Source organism: Variovorax paradoxus (assembly GCF_040544635.1).
GTDB lineage: Bacteria > Pseudomonadota > Gammaproteobacteria > Burkholderiales > Burkholderiaceae_C > Variovorax > Variovorax paradoxus_R.
Window position 1 is genome coordinate 348,971 of sequence record NZ_JBEPKJ010000002.1, and the last position, 12,272, is coordinate 361,242.

A 12,272-nucleotide genomic window follows, 5' to 3' on the forward strand; every position below is an offset into this window, starting at 1 on the left:
ATGCAAGAACCCAATCCTCCCGCAGCGGTCTACGACGACACCGTCGTACGGCAGTTCGCCCTCATGTCCGTCGTCTGGGGCGTGGTCGGCATGCTCGTCGGCGTGATCATCGCCTCGCAGCTGACATGGCCCGAGCTCAACCTCGGCATTCCATGGCTCGGCTACGGCCGCCTGCGGCCGCTGCATACCAACGCGGTGATCTTCGCATTCGGCGGCTGCGCGCTCATGGCCACCAGCTTCCACGTGGTGCAGCGCACCTGCCAGGTCCGGTTGTTCGCGCCGGCGCTTGCATCGTTCGTGTTCTGGGGCTGGCAGGCCGTGATCGTGGCCGCCGCCATCAGCCTGCCGCTGGGCTACACCACGGGCAAGGAATATGCCGAGCTCGAATGGCCCATCGACATCCTCATTGCGGTGGTGTGGGTGTCCTACGCTGTGGTGTTCTTCGGCACCATCGGCGTTCGCAAGGTGCGCCACATCTACGTGGCCAACTGGTTCTTCGGCGCGTTCATCATTGCCGTGGCCTTGCTGCACATCGTCAACAGCGCCGAAATTCCGGCGGGCTGGATGAAGAGCTATTCGGCCTATGCGGGCGTGCAGGACGCCATGGTGCAGTGGTGGTATGGCCATAACGCGGTGGGCTTCTTCCTCACCGCGGGCTTCCTCGGAATGATGTACTACTACATCCCCAAGCAGGCCGGCCGGCCGGTGTATTCGTACCGGCTTTCCATCGTCCACTTCTGGGCGCTGATCTTCACCTACATGTGGGCCGGCCCGCATCACCTGCACTACACGGCGCTGCCGGACTGGACCCAGTCTCTGGGCATGGTGTTCTCGCTCATCCTGCTCGCGCCGAGCTGGGGCGGAATGATCAACGGCGTGATGACGCTCTCGGGCGCCTGGCACAAGCTGCGCACCGACCCGATCCTGCGTTTCCTGATCGTGGCACTTTCGTTCTACGGCATGGCGACCTTCGAGGGGCCGATGATGTCCATCAAGACCGTCAACGCCCTGAGCCACTACACCGACTGGACCGTCGGCCACGTGCATGCCGGCGCGCTCGGCTGGGTGGGCTTCATCACCATGGGGTCGCTCTACTACCTGATCCCGCGCATGTACGGCCGCACCGAGATGTACAGCGTGAAGGCCATCGAGGCGCACTTCTGGGTCGCCACCATCGGCATCGTTCTCTACATCGCGGCCATGTGGATCGCCGGCGTGATGCAGGGCCTGATGTGGCGCGCCATCAACCCCGACGGCACGCTCACCTACACCTTTGTCGAGAGCGTCAAGGCCACGTTCCCGTTCTACGTGGTGCGGCTGGTCGGCGGCCTTCTGTATCTCGGCGGAATGCTGGTGATGGCGTGGAACGTGTGGATGACTGTCATCTCCGGGCGCTCCGTGCGGGCGTCGATCCCGGCCATCGCCGTCGCCCACGCCTGAGAAAGCACCCATGAACCCGAAAAAAGAAACCAAGAGCGGCTTCACTCACGAGAAGGTGGAGACCAACAACCTGCTGATGATCGTGCTGATTCTGGTGGTCGTCGCCATCGGCGGGCTGGTCGAGATCGTGCCGCTGTTCTTCCAGAAGTCGACCACCGAGCCCATCCAGGGCCTGAAGCCGCCCACGGCGCTGCAGCTCGCCGGCCGCGACGTGTACCTGCGCGAAGGTTGCTACAACTGCCACTCGCAGATGATCCGGCCGTTCCGCTCGGAGACGCTGCGCTACGGCCACTACTCGGTGGCGGGCGAGTTCGTCTACGACCATCCCTTCCAGTGGGGCAGCAAGCGCACCGGGCCCGACCTGCACCGCGTAGGCGGCAAGTACAGCGACGAGTGGCAGCGCATTCACCTGAACAACCCGCGCGACCTGGTGCCCGAATCGAACATGCCGGCCTATTCCTGGCTCGGCAAGACCCTGGTAGATGCCGAAGCCATTCCACGCCGCATGCGGGCGCTGCGCCGTGTCGGCGTGCCGTACACGGACGAAGAAATCGCCCGTGCCACCGAAGAAGTCCGCGGCAAGACCGAGATGGATGCCACGGTGGCGTATTTGCAATCGCTGGGCCTCACGCTCAAGTAGGGAGCACCGAACCATGACCGACATCACCACCTTGCGCGTTGCCGCCACCGTTCTGTGCTTCGTGCTCTTCCTGGGCATCGTGGCCTGGGCCTATGCCCGCCGCAACACGGGCCGCTTCGAGGAAGCCGCCCACCTGCCGTTCGAGCAAGACTGAAGAAGAGAGGCCCACGATGAGCGATTTCGTCAATAACTTCTGGTCGAACTACATTGCGGCCGGCACGGTGCTGAGCATCCTCGGATGCATGCTGCTGCTGTGGCTCACGGCCCGCAAGCGCGTGCCGTCCGATGCGGACAACACCACCGGCCACGTCTGGGACGAGGACCTGCGCGAGGCCAACAACCCGTTGCCCATGTGGTGGATCGGGCTCTTCGTGCTGACCATCGTCTTTTCAGCCGGATACCTGGTGATCTTCCCCGGGCTGGGCAGCTTCCGCGGCCAGGCGGACTGGAGCACGCAGTCCGAGTACGAGGCCGAAGTGGCGAAGGCAACCAAGGCCCTGGCGCCCGTTTACGCCAGCTACGACAACATGCCCGCGGAAGACATCGCCCGCAACCCGAAGGCCATGGCCATCGGCGAGCGCTTGTTCATGAACAACTGCTCGCAATGCCATGGCTCCGACGCGCGCGGCAGCAAGGGCTTTCCGAACCTGACCGACAAGGACTGGCTGCACGGCGGCACGCCCGAGAAGATCGCCGAGAGCATCACCAAGGGGCGCATCGGTGTGATGCCGCCGATGGCGGCGGCAGTCGGCACGCAGGACGACGTGAAGAACCTGGCGAACTACGTGTTGAGCCTTTCGGGCGAGCCGCACGACTCGGTGCGCGCGGGGCTGGGCAAGTCGAAGTTCACGACCTGCGCCGCTTGCCACGGCATCGGCGGTGTCGGCAACCAGGCTGTAGGGGCGCCCAACCTCAGCGACAAAGTCTGGCTCCACGGCTATGGCGAGACGGCCATCGTGCAGCTCATCAACACCGGCAAGCACAGTGCAATGCCTGCGCAGGAAGGCCGGCTGACCGAGGCGCAGATCAAGCTGCTCGCCGCCTATGTCTGGGGGTTCTCCAATGCGCCCGTCTCGGGCCCCTGACGCCGGTCGCATCATGGACTCATCCGCACCTGCGAGGCCGGCCTCCCGCAAGATCATTCCCATTGTTCCGGCCGGCGCCGACTCGGTAGGCCTGTACGAGGCCACGAAGAAGATCTATCCGCGCAGCGTTCGCGGCATGTTCGCCCGCTGGCGCTGGGCGATGGTCTTCCTCACCCAACTGGTGTTCTACGGCATGCCTTGGGCAGAGTGGGGCGAGCGGCAACTGGTGCTGTTCGACCTGGCCGCGCGGCGCTTCTACATCTTCGGCCTGGTGCTGTATCCGCAAGACCTGATCTATCTCTCGGGCCTGCTGGTGGTTAGCGCGCTGGCACTCTTTCTCTTCACGGCCGTGGCTGGGCGGTTGTGGTGCGGCTTTGCCTGCCCGCAGACCGTCTACACCGAAATCTTCATGTGGGTGGAGCACAAGATCGAGGGCAACCGCATCGCGCGCATGCGGCTCGATGCCGGATCGATGTCGCTCGAGAAGCTGGTGAAGAAGTGGTTCAAGCACCTGGTGTGGATCGGCATCGCGCTGTGGACCGGCTTCACCTTCGTGGGCTACTTCACGCCCATCCGGGAGCTGGGCATGGCGTTCCTGCAGACCCACATGGGCTCGTGGGAGGTGTTCTGGGTTTTCTTCTACGGCTTTGCGACCTACGGCAACGCGGGCTTCATGCGCGAGCAGGTGTGCAAGTACATGTGCCCGTATGCGCGCTTCCAGAGCGCGATGTTCGACCGCGACACGCTCATCGTCACCTACGACCCGAAACGCGGCGAGCCGCGTGCACCGAGGCGCAAGGGCGTCGACCCGCGCAGCATGGCGCTGGGCGACTGCATCGACTGCGGCCTGTGCGTGCAGGTGTGCCCGACCGGCATCGACATTCGCCAGGGGCTGCAATACGAATGCATAGGCTGCGGCCTCTGCGTCGACGCGTGCGACACGGTGATGCAGAAGATGTCCTATGCGCCGCGGCTGATCCGCTACGACACGCAGAACGGCATGGAGGCCGGCTGGTCGCGCCGCCAGCTGGTGCACCGCGTGCTGCGTCCGCGGGTGCTGGTCTACACCGCCGTGCTGGCGCTGCTGGTGGCGGGGCTGCTCGCGAGCCTGGTCGTGCGCACGCCGCTGAAGGTCGACGTGGTGCGCGACCGTGCATCGCTCGCCCGCATCGTCGAGGGCGGCCGGCTCGAGAACGTCTACCGGCTCCAGATCATGAATGCCACCGAGGAGCCGCGCCACTACCGCATTGCCGCGCACGGCATCCAGGGGCTGAGCGTTTCGCCCGACGAGCGCGTCACGGTCGGGCCGGCCCAGTCGCGCTGGGTTGCCGTGCGGCTGCAGGTGCCCTACGACGCGGTTCCGGCCGGTTCGCACACGGTGCACTTCGACATCCGGGAAGAGGCCGGCGGGGCTCAGGTGTCGGAAAAAGCGGCTTTCCTGGTGCCGCGCTGAAGGAAACGGAATGAACACGACAAAGAACGAACTGCCCGCGCCGGAAGATCGGTGGTGGCGGTATCCGCTGCTCTGGATGGTGATTGCCGGGCCGGCGCTGGTGGTGGTCGCGAGCTTCGTGACCTTCTGGTACGCATGGCAAAGCCCCGACTCGCTGGTGGCGGAAGACTATTACCGCCGGGGCGTCGAGATCAACAAGACCCTGGCGGACAAGAAGCTGATGCCCGCGCTCGCCGGGCGGAACCACGCGGCAACGCCGGCCGAAGCCGTGCCGCCGCCGCGCCGCGAGGCCGCACCATGAGCAGGGCTCGCCAGCCGATCAGCATTCTGTGGCCCGCTTTCCTGCTGGCCTGCGCCCTTGAGATCCTGGTGTTCGCGCTGGTCGATCCGTCCGATCTGCATTGGGGCGGCGAAGCGCTTCGCATGTCGCGCCTGGGCGTCTACACCGTAGCCTTTTTTATTTTCTGGGGCATGGCGGCAGCGTCGGGCGCGTTCACCGCGCTGCTGGCCAGGCCGTCGCCGCGCGAACTTTCCGGGCATTCGCAATGACCACGACTTCCACCGCTTTCATCCACGACCCCGCCGTTTCCGATGCCGCACCTTTGTCGGCCGCCGTGCTGCGGCAGTTCGATGTTGCCGGTCCGCGCTATACCTCGTACCCCACGGCCGACCGCTTCGTCGAGGCCTTCGGCGCGGACGACTATGCGTCGGCGCTTCGCGAACGGCGCGACGCGAACGCTTCGGCGACACCGCTTTCGCTCTACGTGCACATTCCGTTCTGCGAGTCGCTGTGCTACTACTGCGCGTGCAACAAGGTCGTGACCAGGCACCACGAGAGGGCCACCCAGTACCTGGCCTATCTGGCCCGCGAAACCCGGCTCCAGGCCGCGCAACTCGGGCGCCGCGCCACCGTGAGCCAGCTGCACCTGGGCGGCGGCACGCCCACTTTCTTCAATGACGCGGAACTGGGCGAGCTGCTCGCCATGCTGCGCGAGGCGTTCGATTTTCTTCCCGGCGGTGAGCAGTCCATCGAGGTCGATCCTCGCACGGTCGACGCGGCACGGCTCGCGCACCTGGCGGCGCTGGGTTTCAACCGGCTGAGCTTCGGCGTGCAGGACTTCGATCCCGACGTGCAGAAGGCCGTGCACCGCATCCAGCCCGCGCACCAGGTGTTCGGATTGATGGCCGATGCGCGGGCGCTGGGCTTCACGTCGATCAACGTCGACCTGATCTACGGCCTGCCGCGCCAGAACGATGCGTCGTTCGAGCGCACGATGACGCAGGTTTGCCAGCTCCGGCCCGACCGCATTGCGCTCTACGCCTACGCCCATCTGCCCGAACGCTTCAAGCCGCAGCGGCGCATCGCCGCGGAGGAACTTCCCGATGCCGCGGCGCGGGTTCGGATGCTCTCCAGCGCCATTGCGACGCTCACCGCCGCGGGCTATGTGTACATCGGCATGGACCACTTCGCGTTGCCCGATGACCCGCTCGCCGTGGCCAAGCAGCAAGGGCGGCTGCAGCGCGACTTCCAGGGCTACAGCACGCAGCCCGAGGGCGACCTCGTGGCGCTGGGGGTTTCCGCCATCGGACGTATCGGCCCCACCTACAGCCAGAACGCCAAGACCCTGGAGATGTACTACGACCTTCTCGACCAGGGCCTTCTTCCGGTGGTTCGCGGCATTGCGCTCTCGCGCGACGACGTTGTGCGGCGCGCGGTCATCATGGCGGTTATGTGCAAGGGGCGCGTCGGCTTCGATGCGATGGGCGAAGCACTCGGCATCGATTTCCGGCACTACTTCGCTGCCGAGTTCGCGGCGCTCGGACCACTCGCCGCACAGGGCCTGGTGCGGGTCAGCGACCACGACATCGAAGTGACTCCGCAGGGCTGGTTCGTGGTGCGCGCCATCGCGATGGTGTTCGACCGCTATTGCCGCAAGAACCACACCCGCTTTTCGCGCGTGGTCTGACCATGCAGACCGCGCTTGCCGGTGCCGCTTTGCTGATGGGCCTGGCCGGCGGGCCGCACTGCGTGGCCATGTGCGGTGCAGCCTCGGCCGCGGTGATCCGCATCGTGCCGGTTGCTGTCCCGGCGGGAGCCCGCCCGGCAGGCAGCACGGCATTGGCGGCGCAGGCAGCTTTCCACATCGGCCGCATCGCAAGCTACGCCGTGGCCGGCGCCGTTGCGGCGGCGAGCGTGAACAGCCTGGCGGAGGCCGGCACCCAGGTCGCCGCGCTCAAGCCGCTCTGGATGCTGCTGCACGTGTTCGTCTTCGCCTGGGGCGCAATGCTGGCGGTCGCGGGCCGGCAGCCGGTGTGGGCGCAGCGCATCGGCCGCACGCTGGAAGCCCGTCTCCGTCCACTCGCCGCAAGCACGCCTTGGGGCGTCCTGGCGACCGGTGCGCTCTGGGTGGCAATGCCCTGCGGACTGCTCTATTCGGCGCTGTTGCTCGCCAGCCTGGGCAACGGACCGTTGCAGGGCGGGCTGGCAATGCTGCTGTTCGCCATTGGCAGCGGCCTCTCCCTGGTGCTGGCGCCCTGGCTTTGGCAGCGGCTGCGCTGGAGCGGGGCTGGCGGCGCCCAGGCCTGGGGTGCGCGGCTGGCGGGCACCTTGCTCGCGGCCGTGGCGTTGCAGGCGCTCTGGTCGGACCTCAGCCACCAGATCGAGATCTGGTGCCGCTGAGCGGCGATCCGCCCGGTTTGATGTTGCGCAAGGCCGGCGCCGCCCGGCGGGCCTAAGGCCGTGCTGCCAGCACCCGGGCCAGGGCGCGCGCCAGTTCGGCGCGCGAGTAGGGCTTGCGAAGCAGCTCCCAGCTTTGCGGTACATCCCGGTCGGCATCGAGCAGCTCCGACGAAAAGCCCGACATGAGGAGAACGGCGAGCCCGGGGAAACGTTGCTGCGCCTCGGTGGCGAGCCGGGTTCCGCGCATGCCCGGGCCGAGTGCGATGTCGCTCAGCAGCACGTCGAATGCCTCCGCATCCGATTCCATGCTCAAAAGGGCTTGTTCGGCCGTATCCGCTGTCACCACGCTGCAGCCGAGCGTGGCGAGAAATGTATGAACGACATTGCGCACCTCGGGGTCGTCCTCGACCAGCATGACCCGCAGCCCCGCAGGAATTGCCTGTTCGCTGTCTTCTTCGTCCGCAGCGGGAGGCGCCGCGTCGTACAGCTGCGGGAGGTAGAGCGTCACGGTCGTGCCCGCGCCCGGACGCGACGCGATGGCGACGGCGCCTTTCGACTGTTTCACGAAGCCGTACACCGTGCTCAGGCCCAACCCGGTGCCCCGGCCCACCTCCTTGGTCGTAAAGAAGGGCTCGAACGCGCGTTCCTTCACTTCCTCCGTCATTCCCATGCCGCTGTCGGTGATGGAAATGGCGACGAAGCCGCCGTGCGTATCGCTATCGCTCAGTTCATTGCGCACTTCCGGCGGCAGCCCGCCGCAGGCCTCAGTGCGGAAGTGCAGCGTGCCGCCCTCCGGCATCGCATCGCGTGCATTGATGGCAATGTTGAGCAAGGCCGACTCGAGCTGCCCGGGGTCGGCGAGTACGGGCGGGCATCCGGGTGTGGTGTCGATCGCGATGCCGATGCGCTGGTCGAGCGTGCGCCGCAGCATGTCGGCCAGGGATTGCAGCAGCGCATGCGTGTCCACCGAGTCGGGCTGCAGCATCTGCCGGCGGGAGAAGGCCAGCAGCTTGCCCGTGAGTTCGGCGCCGCGCCGCGATGCCCGTGCCGCGGCGCCCACCAGTTGCTGGGCGTACCCGTCCTGAGCGATGGCGGGCAGCTCTTCCAGCACCTGCAGGTTGCCCTGGATCACGGTGAGCAGGTTGTTGAAATCATGCGCGATGCCGCCGGTGAGCTGGCCGACGCTTTCGAGCCGCTGTGCGTGGTTGAGCGCCTCCTCGGTCTGCACCCGCTGCAGGCTGGTGGCCAGCAGGTTGGAAAGCGATTCGAGGAACCGCAGTTCCTCGTCGCCGAAGCGCTTGGCCTCGCGCGAGCGTACCGTCAGCACGCCGATGAACTGGCCCCTGTCGTAGAAGGGCACTGCCAGCGCGCTGACCAGGCCGGCATCGAGGTAGGCCTGCGGCACGGCAAAGCGGCGCTCTTCTCTGTAGTCGGAAACGACGACGGCCTGTCCCTCGGCGAACACGAAGCCGGGCGATGTGTTGGCGTGGCTCGGAATGCGCGCCCCGATTTCTTCGCCGGGCACCAGGCCCACGCCGCTCGCAACGCGGAATTCGAGCCGGCTGTTTTCCAGCAGCAGCACCATGGCCACCTCGACCTCCAGCGCTTCCGCGGCGATGGTGGGCACATGGTTGAGCACCACCTGCAGGTCGCGCGTGTCCACGGCCAGGCGGCCCAACTGCGCAAGATAGTCGCTGTAGCGCGCGCGCTGCAGCGCCTGCTTCACGCGCGGGTAGGCGCCAATGTCGCGGATGGCGGCAACCACGAACGGCAGGCCCTGGTTCTGCAGCGGGCTGAGCGCGATCTCGACCATTACCTCGCTGCCGTCCTTGCGCTTGGCGACGAGTTCCATCTGCGTGCCCATGGGTCTCGGGCGAGGAGCCTGGCCATAGGCTTCGCGATAGGAAGCATGGCGCGGCCGGATGCTGTCGGGCACAAGAACGTCCACGTTCAGGCCCACCAGTTCGCCGACTGCGTAGCCCAGCAAATTGGCTGCCGAGGGGTTGGCCAGCGCAATGCCGCCCGCCTGGTCGACGAGCAGCAGCGCGTCGGGATAGGCGATGAAGAGCGAACGGAAGACGCTGCTCTCTTCAATGCCCGAAGGCAGCCCGGGCAACGCGGGCTGCGCGGCGGTGATCGGGGAAGAGGGCGTTTTCATGGGTCAACCGCGCGTGACGGACGGAACCAGGATGTAGCCCGCGCCCCGCACCGCCTTGATGATCTGCGGATCGTCCGCGTCGGCTTCGATTTTCTTGCGCAGCCTGCCGACCTGCACGTCGATGGTGCGATCGAAGGGCGCGGCTTCGCGTCCGCGCGTCTTTTCGAGCAAGAAGTCGCGCGAGAGCACCCGCCCCGGATGCTGCGCGAATGCGGACAACAGATCGAATTCGCCACCGGTGAGCGGCACGTTCTGCCCTTGCGGGTTCGTCAGGTTGCGCGCCGCGAGGTCGAGCTGCCAGCCGGCGAAGCGCAGCCGTTCGGCAATGCCCGGTGCGGCCGAGGCGGGCGCGGCCGCCGGAGCAGCGGAAACATCGTCGGGCGCAAGGCGCCGGAGCACGGCCTTGACCCGCGCCACGAGCTCGCGCAGGTCGAAAGGTTTCGTCACGTAGTCGTCCGCACCCACCTCGAGGCCGACGACCTTGTCCACCGCATCGCCCCGGCCGGTGACGATGACAAGCCCGCAGCGCCAGTTTTCGCGCATACGGCGGGCAATGGAAAAACCGTCTTCGCCGGGCAAACCCAGGTCGAGCAGCACGAGGTCGGCCGGGTCGCTGCCCATCAGCGTCATGAGGGAGGGGCCGTCGTGCAGCTGGGTCACGCGGAAGCCGTGGCTTTGAAGGTAGTTGGCCAGCAGCTGTGTGATGTCGACCTCGTCATCGAGGACCGCGATGTGAAATGCGGATTTCATTCGGAGAGAGGACTTGGATTAGGGGCGCAAATGCCAAGCGTTGTTGGGGCCGTACTAGCGTAGCACGCACGTCGTGGCTGCGCCTGTTCTTTGCGCGTTGCGATGGCATGGCGCATCGAGCGCCGGTCCTCGGGTCCAGGCATATCCCAATAGAGAATCTTCCCCGGCACTACCGGGCATTACTCCCCATCTGCTATCCGCATCACGACGCGGCCCTCGATCCGGCCCTGCCGCATGCGGTCCAGCACCGTATTGATGTTGTCGAGACGGTCTTCGGTGCAGACGGTTCGCACCTTGCCCTCGCCGGCGAATTCCAGCGCCTCCTGCAGGTCCTTGCGCGTACCGACGATCGAGCCTCGCACCGTCTTGGCGTTGAGCACCATGTCGAAGATCGGCAACGCAAAGTCGCCCGGCGGCAGGCCGACCAGCGCCATGGTGCCGCGCTTGTGCAGCATGCCGAGCGCCTGGCTGAAGGCGCTGCGCGACACCGCCGTGACCAGCACACCGTGCGCACCGCGCAACGTGCGCTGCAATTCCTTCACCGGGTCCTGCGTGGCGGCATTGATGACCATGTCCGCGCCGAGCGCTTTTGCCAGCTGGAGTTGCCCGTCGTGGATGTCGACGCCCACCACGTGAAAGCCCATGGCCTTTGCGTACTGCACGGCGAGATGCCCGAGGCCTCCCACGCCCGATATCACCACCCAGTCGCCCGGCTTGCAGTCGAGCATCTTCAAGCCCTTGTAGACCGTGACGCCCGCACACAGTACGGGCGCGATCTCGGTGAAGCCCACGTTCGCGGGCAGCCGTCCGATGTAGCCGGGGTCGGCCAGCACGTATTCGGCGTAACCGCCGTTCACGGTGTAGCCGGTCATCTGCTGGTGGTCGCACAGGGTTTCCCAGCCGGTGATGCAATGTTCGCAATGCCCGCAAGCCGTGTGAAGCCAGGGCACGCCCACGCGGTCGCCTTCCTTCACGTCCTTGACGCCGGCGCCAACGGCCGCGACGAAGCCGACGCCCTCGTGTCCCGGAATGAAGGGCAGGGTGGGCTTTACCGGCCAGTCGCCGTCGGCGGCGTGCAGGTCGGTGTGGCATACGCCCGATGCGACCACCTTCACGAGCACCTGGCCGGGCACGACATCGGGAACGGCGACGTCCTCGATCTGAAGCGGGTGTCCGAATTCCCGTACGACGGCAGCCTTCATTGTTTGCATGATGTTGTTCCTCAGGCTTCGACAGGAACAAGAATTCGCTGGTACATGGTGTCCTCGCTTGGATCTGAAGTGGTCATCGGCCAGGCCAGTATCCGGCCCCGGGGCGAGACGTCGCTTGATATCGATCAAGCGGGCGTGTCCTTGAAGGCGACCGGGACCGGACGGGCGCATTTGGTTTGATCTGCAGCAACTCCGTGTGTGTCCGGATTTGAGACCCTCGGGTACGCACAGGAGCCATTCATGACACACGCCACCATCCGCATCATTCGCCAGGAGCACGCGGCACTTGCCGCCATGCTGCGTTCCATCAACATGCTGCTCGAGCAGCACCGCCGCAAGGGAACCACGCCCGACTTCGCGGCGTTGCGGGCGATGCTGTTCTACGTCGACGAATTTCCCGAGAAGCGCCATCACCGCAAGGAAAGCGAGCTGCTGTTTCCGAAGCTGCGCGCAAGAACGCCGATATCCCGCGAGTTGATGGACCGGCTCGACAACGACCATGCCTGGGGCGAGCGAAGGGTCCGCAAGGTCGAGCACGCGCTGCTGGCGTTCGAAATGCTGGGCGAGTCGCGCCGGGCTGCCTTCGAGGCAGCCATGTCCCATTACGTCGATTTCTACCTGGACCACATGGCTGTGGAAGAGCGCGAGATTCTTCCGCTGGCCGAAAAGGTGCTGACCGCCGAAGACTGGCGCGAGCTCGACGAGGCCTTCGGCAGGAACCGCGATCCGCTCACCGGCTATCCGCCGGAGCGGGAATACGAGGCGCTTTTCACCCGCATCGTGAACATCGTGCCCGCACCCATCGGCCTCGGGTCGGCTGCCTAGGAGGCCTCGGCAAGGGCAGGCTGTGGGCGA

Annotated in this window: 13 protein-coding genes; 10 read left to right on the forward strand and 3 right to left on the reverse strand. The window is 66.1% G+C overall.

Translation table 11 applies throughout. The features are described from left to right. The 9 genes from ccoN to ABIC94_RS05395 are packed head-to-tail and all read left to right on the forward strand — an operon-like array spanning position 1 to position 7,298. Positions 1-1,440 carry a cytochrome-c oxidase, cbb3-type subunit I gene (gene ccoN / locus ABIC94_RS05355; RefSeq protein ID WP_354371891.1) on the forward strand — a complete coding sequence of 480 codons (1,440 nt, stop codon included), beginning with the start codon at positions 1-3 and terminating at the stop codon, positions 1,438-1,440. Positions 1,441-1,450: 10 nt separating this feature from the next. Next, a complete protein-coding gene (ccoO, locus tag ABIC94_RS05360; protein WP_354371892.1) occupies positions 1,451-2,080 on the forward strand; it encodes a cytochrome-c oxidase, cbb3-type subunit II in 630 nt (209 codons plus the stop codon). Positions 2,081-2,093: 13 nt separating this feature from the next. Next, positions 2,094-2,234 (forward strand): cbb3-type cytochrome oxidase subunit 3, encoded by a 141-nt coding sequence (locus ABIC94_RS05365; protein ID WP_354371893.1) that lies wholly within the window; start codon positions 2,094-2,096, stop codon positions 2,232-2,234. Between the two features lie 16 nt (positions 2,235-2,250). Next, the gene (gene ccoP / locus ABIC94_RS05370) at positions 2,251-3,165 is read left to right on the forward strand and encodes a cytochrome-c oxidase, cbb3-type subunit III (RefSeq protein ID WP_354371894.1); all 915 of its coding nucleotides are present in this window, start codon (positions 2,251-2,253) and stop codon (positions 3,163-3,165) included. A 13-nt stretch (positions 3,166-3,178) separates the two neighbouring features. Then, positions 3,179-4,618, forward strand: coding sequence for a cytochrome c oxidase accessory protein CcoG (gene ccoG, locus ABIC94_RS05375; RefSeq protein WP_354371895.1), 1,440 nt, complete (start codon positions 3,179-3,181; stop codon positions 4,616-4,618). A 10-nt stretch (positions 4,619-4,628) separates the two neighbouring features. Further along, a complete protein-coding gene (locus tag ABIC94_RS05380) occupies positions 4,629-4,919 on the forward strand; it encodes a FixH family protein (protein WP_354371896.1) in 291 nt (96 codons plus the stop codon). Next, a complete protein-coding gene (locus ABIC94_RS05385; RefSeq protein ID WP_354371897.1) occupies positions 4,916-5,167 on the forward strand; it encodes a hypothetical protein in 252 nt (83 codons plus the stop codon). The genes ABIC94_RS05380 and ABIC94_RS05385 overlap by 4 nt, the downstream gene beginning before the upstream one ends. Further along, on the forward strand, positions 5,164-6,585 hold the full coding sequence (hemN, locus tag ABIC94_RS05390) for an oxygen-independent coproporphyrinogen III oxidase (RefSeq protein ID WP_354371898.1): 1,422 nt from the start codon (positions 5,164-5,166) through the stop codon (positions 6,583-6,585). Before ABIC94_RS05385 ends, hemN begins: the two co-directional genes overlap by 4 nt. A gap of 2 nt (positions 6,586-6,587) precedes the next feature. After that, positions 6,588-7,298: a sulfite exporter TauE/SafE family protein gene (locus ABIC94_RS05395; RefSeq protein ID WP_354371899.1), complete on the forward strand. Its 711-nt coding sequence runs from the start codon at positions 6,588-6,590 to the stop codon at positions 7,296-7,298. A 52-nt stretch (positions 7,299-7,350) separates the two neighbouring features. Here ABIC94_RS05395 and ABIC94_RS05400 read toward each other — a convergent pair whose 3' ends face one another. The 3 genes from ABIC94_RS05400 to adhP all read right to left on the reverse strand — a co-directional run bounded on the left by ABIC94_RS05400 (position 7,351) and on the right by adhP (position 11,420). Then, entirely contained in the window at positions 7,351-9,456 is a 2,106-nt protein-coding gene (locus ABIC94_RS05400; RefSeq protein ID WP_354371900.1) for a PAS domain S-box protein, read from the reverse strand. A 3-nt stretch (positions 9,457-9,459) separates the two neighbouring features. Next, complete coding sequence (locus ABIC94_RS05405) at positions 9,460-10,206, reverse strand: response regulator transcription factor (protein ID WP_354371901.1); 747 nt, start codon at positions 10,204-10,206, stop codon at positions 9,460-9,462. Between the two features lie 179 nt (positions 10,207-10,385). Further along, a complete protein-coding gene (gene adhP, locus ABIC94_RS05410) occupies positions 10,386-11,420 on the reverse strand; it encodes an alcohol dehydrogenase AdhP (RefSeq protein WP_354372038.1) in 1,035 nt (344 codons plus the stop codon). A 237-nt stretch (positions 11,421-11,657) separates the two neighbouring features. Here adhP and ABIC94_RS05415 point away from each other — a divergent pair, with 237 nt between their 5' ends. Then, positions 11,658-12,242 (forward strand): hemerythrin domain-containing protein, encoded by a 585-nt coding sequence (locus ABIC94_RS05415; RefSeq protein ID WP_354371902.1) that lies wholly within the window; start codon positions 11,658-11,660, stop codon positions 12,240-12,242. The last annotated feature ends 30 nt before the right edge of the window (positions 12,243-12,272 follow it).

Coding starts and splice junctions, on each gene's coding strand:
- ccoN (WP_354371891.1), top strand. CDS start 1: ATGCAAGAACCCAATCCTCCCGCAGCGGTCTACGACGACACCGTCGTA.
- ccoO (WP_354371892.1), top strand. CDS start 1,451: ATGAACCCGAAAAAAGAAACCAAGAGCGGCTTCACTCACGAGAAGGTG.
- ABIC94_RS05365 (WP_354371893.1), top strand. CDS start 2,094: ATGACCGACATCACCACCTTGCGCGTTGCCGCCACCGTTCTGTGCTTC.
- ccoP (WP_354371894.1), top strand. CDS start 2,251: ATGAGCGATTTCGTCAATAACTTCTGGTCGAACTACATTGCGGCCGGC.
- ccoG (WP_354371895.1), top strand. CDS start 3,179: ATGGACTCATCCGCACCTGCGAGGCCGGCCTCCCGCAAGATCATTCCC.
- ABIC94_RS05380 (WP_354371896.1), top strand. CDS start 4,629: ATGAACACGACAAAGAACGAACTGCCCGCGCCGGAAGATCGGTGGTGG.
- ABIC94_RS05385 (WP_354371897.1), top strand. CDS start 4,916: ATGAGCAGGGCTCGCCAGCCGATCAGCATTCTGTGGCCCGCTTTCCTG.
- hemN (WP_354371898.1), top strand. CDS start 5,164: ATGACCACGACTTCCACCGCTTTCATCCACGACCCCGCCGTTTCCGAT.
- ABIC94_RS05395 (WP_354371899.1), top strand. CDS start 6,588: ATGCAGACCGCGCTTGCCGGTGCCGCTTTGCTGATGGGCCTGGCCGGC.
- ABIC94_RS05400 (WP_354371900.1), bottom strand. CDS start 9,456: ATGAAAACGCCCTCTTCCCCGATCACCGCCGCGCAGCCCGCGTTGCCC.
- ABIC94_RS05405 (WP_354371901.1), bottom strand. CDS start 10,206: ATGAAATCCGCATTTCACATCGCGGTCCTCGATGACGAGGTCGACATC.
- ABIC94_RS05415 (WP_354371902.1), top strand. CDS start 11,658: ATGACACACGCCACCATCCGCATCATTCGCCAGGAGCACGCGGCACTT.